This is a genomic window from Variovorax sp. P1_H12_2, from assembly GCF_056405335.1.
The window spans coordinates 1-5,023 of the sequence record NZ_JBFUCI010000450.1 but is presented as its reverse complement, the minus strand read 5'-3'; the positions used below and the strand labels follow the sequence as shown (position 1 = coordinate 5,023).

Genomic DNA, 5,023 nt, shown 5'->3' with positions numbered 1-5,023 from the left:
CGCCGACGCAGCAATGCGGCGGTCGCCGGCGGCAGCGCGGGACCGGCGGGGGCCAGGTCTTCGTGATCCTCGCTGTCTTCGCGCACGATGCGCAGGGGCCCGTTCGGCGCCGCGGCGGTCGGCTGCGAGGCCGCCTTGTACGCCGTGGTCAGAGCCTGCAGCAACGCGGCGCTGCCCTGGCCCCGGCGGATGCGTTCCGCGACTGCCTGCGCTTCGGCTTCGGACAGGTACATCCCGACGGTGATCTTCGAACGGCGCAGGTTGACGACCGTCCACGCCCGGCTCGGCGCCAGTCGCGTGGCCGCCGCGCCCGCGGCGCCGGACAGGGCCAGCGTGCCTGCCGTGTCGAGGGGTTCGAGCAGGTAGAAGCGCTGCCCGACCGCGATGCGGTGCCGTGAGCGCAGGAAGGCCGGCGCGACCGCGACGCCCAGTTTGGGTTCGCGCAGCAGCAGGCCAGCGGCTTCCGGCGTCAACGGATGCACCTGCGACGATGCGGCACGGCCGCGCCCGCCGCCGTTGGCGCGATCGACGCGGATCATGCGCGGCAGCGTGGTGCCCGTCGCCGACTGGTAGATGTGCATGCGTGCACGGATCGGGAACGACGCGCCCGCGGCGCGCAGCATGGCGCCCACCGTCGTGCCGCCGAAAGTCGGCAGCGCGTCGGCGATCTGCGCCGTGAGCTCCACTTCCGGCGTGCGGCTGTACTTGCGGTACGTGCGGACGCTGCGCGGACGCCGGGCGACGAAGGTCCCGCCGATCGAGGGCGCCTGGCGCAGGCCGGGCCGCACGAAGCGCTGCGGGAAATGGCTGGCCACCGCCTCGCCGAATGCGTCCGCGGCGGCGAGCTGCATGAGGTCCTCGTTCTCGAGGACGTAGTCTTCGCTCTCGGCCAGGCGTCGCACGGTGTCTTCGACGACGCTTGCCAGGGCGATCGGTGCGGCCTCGTCGGTGCGCGCTTCATTGGCATCGCCTTCGGCCTCCAGCGCGACCAGGCGCAGGCCGGTATCGACGATCGCGTTCGACAGCGGGCCTGACAGGGTGGGGCCGACCCAGCGCTTGATCAGTTGCCCCAGATAGCCCGCGAGAAAGCGCACGACCTTGGGGCGCCCGACAAGGTTGATGCCCACGCGCAGCGCGCCGAGCAGTGCGGGTACGAACTGCTCCACGGCGGGCGCCAGGTCTTCCTCGTCGTGGGCCGTGCGCAGGCGGTCGATCAGCACGCCCCGGGCTTCGGCCAGGCGTTCGAGTTCACGTCCGTGTGCGTTGTCTTCGCGATCGCGATCGCGGTCCTCGTACGATTCTCCGGCGAATTCGCCCACCGTGTCGCCGGTCATCGCTTCGGCCAGGGCCGCGTCGAAGGATTCGGCCAGTGCCTCGACATCGGTCAGGTTGGCGGGCGAGACCGCGCCGGTGTAGACGGCGCCTTCGTCTTCCGAAGCTTCGGAGGTGATGCGCGCCGCCAGCGCCCGCGCGGCCGGCTGCAGCGGCGCCGGAAGCCTGCCGATCGCGATCGACAGCACGCGCTTGAGCAATGGATTGATCAGCGCGCGCAGCTTCTGAAGAATCGGCCCGAGCACCGCACCGGCGACCTTGCCCACGGTCTTGCCGACGGTCGCCGCGGCGTTGGCGACGAACTTGACCGCCTTCTTCGCCTTGCGCACCAGCGCGCCGATGAATTCTTCTCCGGCCGGCGTCAACTCGCCGGACTGCGGGTCGAGGCGATCGAGCACCTCGTCGAGCTGCTCGCCGGTCAGCGACTCGATGTCCTTGCCGGTGAGTCCGGCTTCGAGCGACTCCAGGTATTGCTGCGCCTCGAACCGGACCGCGGACAGTTGGGAATCGGCGTAGCGCTCACGTTCGGCGCCCGTGTAGGGCGACTCGTCGGTGAAGCGGTCGGCAACGGCTTGTTCGGTCTCTTCGGCGAGGTAGGCGATGGCTTCGTCGAAGCTCTCGTCGCGCAGTTCGGCGAATGCCTGTGCGAGCAGGCGGTCGGATTCGGATTCCGACAGTGTGTTGTTGGCGGTTTCGGCGAATGGCGTCGCGCCTTCGCTGAAAAAGATGGCGCGCTCGGCCGACGCCGTGGTGGCCGCGACTTCGGGCATCGCCTCGGCGAAGGGGTTCTGCTCGGACTGAACGCTCCGTTCGCGTTCGTACACTTCCTGGTCGATCATGTCACGACTCCGGGCCAGTGGCTCATGGCGCAAGTCGACCATATCTGCCGTCCGTAGTCGTACGAGGAAACATCCCGCCGGCATCGCCGACGGGTCGCGATCGCGTGGCCGGGTCGTGGTGGATGCGTAGCGGCCGTTACCGCGCGGCGTTGCCGGGGCGTCGCGCAGGCGTCCTCATTTCGTCCAAGGTGAGCGGGTGCCGCGTTGACGCGACGCATGTACGCGCAGCGCGGACGGTCAGCGTGAGTGCCGCTTGGAGTGGCTGATACCTGCGACCCGTTCTGTCAGCGCGGGATCCGGTTCTACGCCCAGTTCTTCGTCGAGCTTTTGCTTGAGCATGCGGAAGCACTGCATCGCTTGGTAACGATTGCGCTGCGCAAGGTGCGCATCGATCAGCGCCTCCGCAGCGGATTCGCGAAGCGGTTCGGCGGCGAYGGCTGCCRCACCGGCCTGTATGGCCAGGCCATAGCGACCAGCCGACACCATCGTGCGACAGGCCGCCTCCAACGCCTGCACACGCAGCATGTGGAACGCATCTTGCTCCGGCAGAACCCATTCCTCGTGCCACCCGGGAAGGATGTCGCTCGATAGGAGCGCGATCTCCTCAAGCGACAGGGGCTCGCCAGCCAGCGCATTCGCCGCGATGCGGTGTGCCTCCTCAAGGTCACATTCCGCATCGAGTACGAGTTCGTCGCCGATCGTCACCACCCAGCCCCGCGGCACATGCCACAACGCACGGCGAAGGTTCGCGCGCCCGACGTCCTCCGGCACATCCGGCCAAACTTGGGCCGAAGCCAACCCGCGTAGAGCGGGTTGCCTGCGAAGCGCCAGATACGCAAGGAGGCGGCGGCCAGGCAAAGAAAGCCGCATCATCGGGTACACGCCGAGGCGACCGACGATCGCGATTCTGCGCCTCACGTTGTCGTTGGGTTGTTCCATTACCTCTCGCCTCGACAAACCCGCTTTGCTTGAACGAATGCGGCAGGTATCTAATCCCTGAACTTCGCACTTGGCAATCCCACGCATGGCCTATGCGAGGCGACCGGGGATGCTATGCCCCGCTGGATGCGCCGACAAAAAAACGGTGCGCGGATCGAACGACGCACGCAAGTCGTCCAGTTCAATTGCCAATGCGGCGATGTGGGCATCAGTCGCTTCGTCGAACATGGGTGTTGATCGACGTCGAACTGCTCGCTCATGACGCCGTACTTCGCGCGCTTCAGTTGAGCCAGTGCGTAGGTGAAGCTGTCGATCTTGACGTCGCGCCAGTTRATCCGCTGAGCACCTCGCTGCTTTCCTGCTGGCCACGTTCGATCAACTTGGCGAGCAGCTCGCGCACTCGACCTCGTTCAGGGCGAGAGAATGACCATCGCCGAGGCGCGACAGTCTACGAACTGGAGAAAGCCGTTCCTTGTCCACGGCCGCGGTGAAGTCCAAAAGCGCATCGAGTTCTTGATTCCGACGCTGTACTTCAACACGGTTCATGTTGTCCTTGGTGGCGCTCGAACAGTCTCTGCTCGAATGCTTCTTCGGCCGATTGCTATAGGAAGCGCGTATGTGTGCACGCGCGACATCAAGGACCCGACCCAGAACATCGTGTGGGTCACGCCGGAAGGGAGTGGGGGCCCGAACTACTCCGGTATGTGATCGGGCCGGAGTGGGTGCTGTGATCCATTCGCCGAGGTTAACCCGGGTCCCGGCGAAGCTCGCTGTCGCGGACCGACAGGAACTTGCTCGGGGGCACGCCCACCAAGCGCGTCATCATCGCGGCGAAGGCACTCGCGCTCGAGTAACCGAGCTCCGTCGCGATGTGAGACATGGGCTTTCGCTGCGCTGCGAGCGTCAGTGCGCGAGCCAGCAGCACCTGCTGCCGCCAACTCGCGAAGCTCGTTCCTATTTCCTTGCGGAACAGCCGCGCAATCGTGCTGACGCTGGCACCCGCCTCGCTTGCCAGTGAACCCAGTGATTGGTCCCGGGCCGGGTCCTCCAGGAACGATTCGCAGAATGCGCGCAACCGCCTGTCAGCCGGCAGCACGATCCCGAGCGGCGAGGTCTTCGACCGGCGCATCTCRCTGAGCGCCAGCACACACATGCTTCGATAGCGCTGGACATCGACGGTGTCGGAATCCTCGGCGCCCATCTGATGCACCAGTTCCAGCAGCAGCGGTCGCACCTCGATGACGCGGCATCTGCTCCAGGCCCGGTCCACGGTGGCGCTGGACATGGACGGCCCCGTGATGCCTCGCGGCTGGTAGACATAGACGGAGTGCAAATCAGCGTCCTCCAGGACCGACGCCGCGTGCTCCACGTTGGCGGGAATCCAGACTGCGCGCCGAGGCGGCAGCACGTACGCCGCCTCGGAGGTCATGACACGCGCGACGCCAGCACTCGAAAAAACCATCTGTGCCCAGTGATGCTGATGCGGAAGCACCTTCGTGTGAGCGCGCAAGAGCCGCGACTTGACGCGCACGGGCTGCTGCCTCGTCGGTGTGAACGGGTGCGGATCGAGCGGAGGAACGCTCTGGTCGGGCGATCGCGTGCGTGCCATGAATTCAACAGAAATTGATTTCTTATCGCAATTCAATCATAACTTCGTTAGCTAGAGTCAAGTTTCGCGTCAAGCGATCGAGAGTCAAAGAATCGGGGAGGGGAGCAAAGTGAGCCTTCGGCACAACACCAGCCGCAGCCGAGCGGTATCAGCGATTGATCGGCACTTTGAGAACGAAGAATTCGAGCTGAAGGGGGAGACCGAGAACTGCAAAGCGCTCGTTGCGCGAAGAGAGCATCTACTCATCGGTATCAGCCCGTTCAACTCGCGGTTCTCGCCTGAGTACGTTGAGTCGCTTGTCGAT

At 65.7% G+C, this 5,023-nt stretch carries 5 protein-coding genes and 1 pseudogene; 2 read left to right on the top strand and 4 right to left on the bottom strand.

The window, feature by feature from the left end:
- The 3 genes from AC1D2K_RS29750 to AC1D2K_RS29740 all read right to left on the bottom strand — a co-directional run.
- Positions 1–2,171 (bottom strand): hypothetical protein (locus AC1D2K_RS29750; RefSeq protein ID WP_478093415.1); only part of this gene is annotated, 2,171 nt, incomplete at its 3' end.
- 237 nt (positions 2,172–2,408) lie between these two features.
- Positions 2,409–3,110, bottom strand: a complete 702-nt coding sequence (locus tag AC1D2K_RS29745; protein ID WP_478093414.1) for an AfsR/SARP family transcriptional regulator — start codon at positions 3,108–3,110, stop codon at positions 2,409–2,411.
- 90 nt (positions 3,111–3,200) lie between these two features.
- Positions 3,201–3,338 carry a hypothetical protein gene (locus tag AC1D2K_RS29740; RefSeq protein WP_478093412.1) on the bottom strand — a complete coding sequence of 46 codons (138 nt, stop codon included), beginning with the start codon at positions 3,336–3,338 and terminating at the stop codon, positions 3,201–3,203.
- 396 nt (positions 3,339–3,734) lie between these two features.
- Here AC1D2K_RS29740 and AC1D2K_RS29735 point away from each other — a divergent pair.
- A pseudogene (locus tag AC1D2K_RS29735) lies at positions 3,735–3,818 on the top strand (4Fe-4S dicluster domain-containing protein); the annotation flags it as partial.
- Positions 3,819–3,855: 37 nt separating this feature from the next.
- Here AC1D2K_RS29735 and AC1D2K_RS29730 read toward each other — a convergent pair.
- Entirely contained in the window at positions 3,856–4,719 is an 864-nt protein-coding gene (locus tag AC1D2K_RS29730) for a helix-turn-helix domain-containing protein (protein ID WP_478093410.1), read from the bottom strand.
- A gap of 109 nt (positions 4,720–4,828) precedes the next feature.
- Here AC1D2K_RS29730 and AC1D2K_RS29725 point away from each other — a divergent pair.
- A partial coding sequence (locus AC1D2K_RS29725) for a tRNA-dependent cyclodipeptide synthase (protein ID WP_478093408.1) occupies positions 4,829–5,023 on the top strand: 195 nt, incomplete at its 3' end.